The sequence below is a fragment of the Aeromonas sp. Y293-4 genome, from assembly GCF_027705905.1.
GTDB classification, from domain to species: Bacteria; Pseudomonadota; Gammaproteobacteria; order Enterobacterales; family Aeromonadaceae; genus Aeromonas; species Aeromonas veronii.
The window spans coordinates 1-1761 of record NZ_JAPDCI010000060.1 but is presented as its reverse complement, the minus strand read 5'-3'; the positions used below and the strand labels follow the sequence as shown (position 1 = coordinate 1761).

The 1761-nt window shown below is 53.1% G+C and carries 2 protein-coding genes; one reads left to right on the top strand and one right to left on the bottom strand.

The window, feature by feature from the left end:
* Positions 1-74: 74 nt before the first annotated feature.
* Positions 75-491, bottom strand: coding sequence for an IS200/IS605 family transposase (gene tnpA / locus OKC31_RS21530; protein ID WP_064338318.1), 417 nt, complete (start codon positions 489-491; stop codon positions 75-77).
* Between the two features lie 21 nt (positions 492-512).
* On the opposite strand from tnpA, the gene OKC31_RS21525 reads away from it, so the two are divergent.
* Positions 513-1718 carry an RNA-guided endonuclease InsQ/TnpB family protein gene (locus OKC31_RS21525; RefSeq protein WP_149153227.1) on the top strand — a complete coding sequence of 402 codons (1206 nt, stop codon included), beginning with the start codon at positions 513-515 and terminating at the stop codon, positions 1716-1718.
* Positions 1719-1761 lie beyond the last annotated feature (43 nt).

The window sequence follows — 1761 nt, the reverse complement described above, 5'->3', positions numbered from 1 at the left end:
TTACCCAAAAGCACCGTAAAGCCCCGTCATTCATGGCGGGGATATAAGGTGTGAATGGCGTAGCCGTTCCATGGTTAATGAGGTGTTTGCTGTTGCTCGATGTACTGCCGGATGATCTCTATCGGAGCGCCGCCACAACTCGATGCAAAGTAAGATGGCGACCACAACATGCCCTTGTAGTAGAACTTGGCGGCGATGTCTGGCCGCTCTTTTCGCAGCACCCGACTGGATGCCCCTTTTAGGCTGTTCACCAGCGCCGATACTGCCACTTTTGGCGGGTAATTCACCAGCAGGTGAACATGATCAACCTCTCCATCCATCTCTTTTAGCTCTGCCTCAAAGTCAGCGCAGATCTTGGAGAACAGCTCTCTAAGGCGGTCGATGGCGGCATTGTCGAATACTCTTCTGCGATATTTCGTCACAAAGACCAAATGAACATGCATAGAGAAAACGCAGTGTCTGCCAGTTCTAATGTCATTGATTTTGCTCATAGACCAAAGTATATTATAGCCATGCAACGACTTCAAGCCTTCAAATATGAACTTCGGCCAGACGGCCAGCAACAGCTGCGAATGCGCCGCTTCGCTGGTTCATGCCGTTTCGTGTTCAACAAGGCGCTGGCGTTGCAGCAGGAGCGCTTTGAACAGGGCGAGAAGAAGCTCGGCTATGCGGAGCTGTGTAAACAGCTCACCCAATGGAAGTCGGAAGACTCAACCGCTTGGCTTGCCGAAACGCCCTCCCAACCCTTGCAGCAAACGCTAAAAGATCTGGAGCGAGCCTACACTAACTTCTTCGCCAAACGCGCCGATTTCCCTCGCTTCAAAAAGAAGGGTTTATCCGATAGCTTCCGCTATCCGCAAGGTTTCAAGCTCGATCAGGCCAATAGCCGTCTGTTCCTGCCTAAGTTGGGTTGGCTACGCTACCGCAACAGTCGGGATGTGCTCGGGGTGATCAAGAACATCACCGTGAGCCAATCAAGCGGTAAGTGGTATGCCGCTATCCAGACCGAGCGAGAGGTTGATGTGCCCGTTCATCAAGGCACAGCTGTTGGCCTCGATATGGGGATTAAACGCTTTGTCACCCTGTCAGATGGCAGCCACAAAGACCCACTTAACAGCTTCAAGGCTCACGAAAAAGCCTTGCGCAAAGCGCAGCAGGCGATGAGCCGCAAAGTCATATTCAGCCGCAATTGGAAGAAAGCGAAAGCCCGTATTCAGCGCATCCAGACTCATATCGGCAGTGCCCGCCGCGACTACTTGCATAAGATCTCGACCGCCATCAGCAAAAACCACGCGCTGGTATGTGTCGAAGATTTGCAGGTGCGAAATATGTCCAAGTCAGCGGCGGGCACAACTGACACGCCTGGGCGCAACGTGCGAGCCAAGTCGGGCCTGAATAAGGCTATTTTAGATCAAGGCTGGGGCGAGTTTCGGCGTCAGCTCGACTACAAGCTGGCTTGGAATGGCGGGCATTTGATAGCGGTGCCGCCGAAGAACACCAGCCGAACGTGCCCATGTTGCGGGCATATCTCGGCTGATAATCGTCAAACACAAGCTACGTTCGAATGTGTGGAGTGTGATTTTAAAGAAAACGCCGATCTAGTCGGCGCGATCAATGTGTTAAGGGCGGGACACGCCCAGTTAGCCTGTGAAGTGAGTGGTGCAATAAGGCCGCCAGCAGCAGGAACCCACCGAAGCGAATTAAGCGTAATCGCCTAACCGCAGTAGGAATCCCCGTCCTTTAGGGCGGGGAGGATGTCAA

Bases quoted from the DNA above. Each gene is read 5' to 3' on its own strand.
- tnpA (WP_064338318.1), bottom strand. From the start codon at position 491: ATGAGCAAAATCAATGACATTAGAACTGGCAGACACTGCGTTTTCTCT.
- OKC31_RS21525 (WP_149153227.1), top strand. From the start codon at position 513: ATGCAACGACTTCAAGCCTTCAAATATGAACTTCGGCCAGACGGCCAG.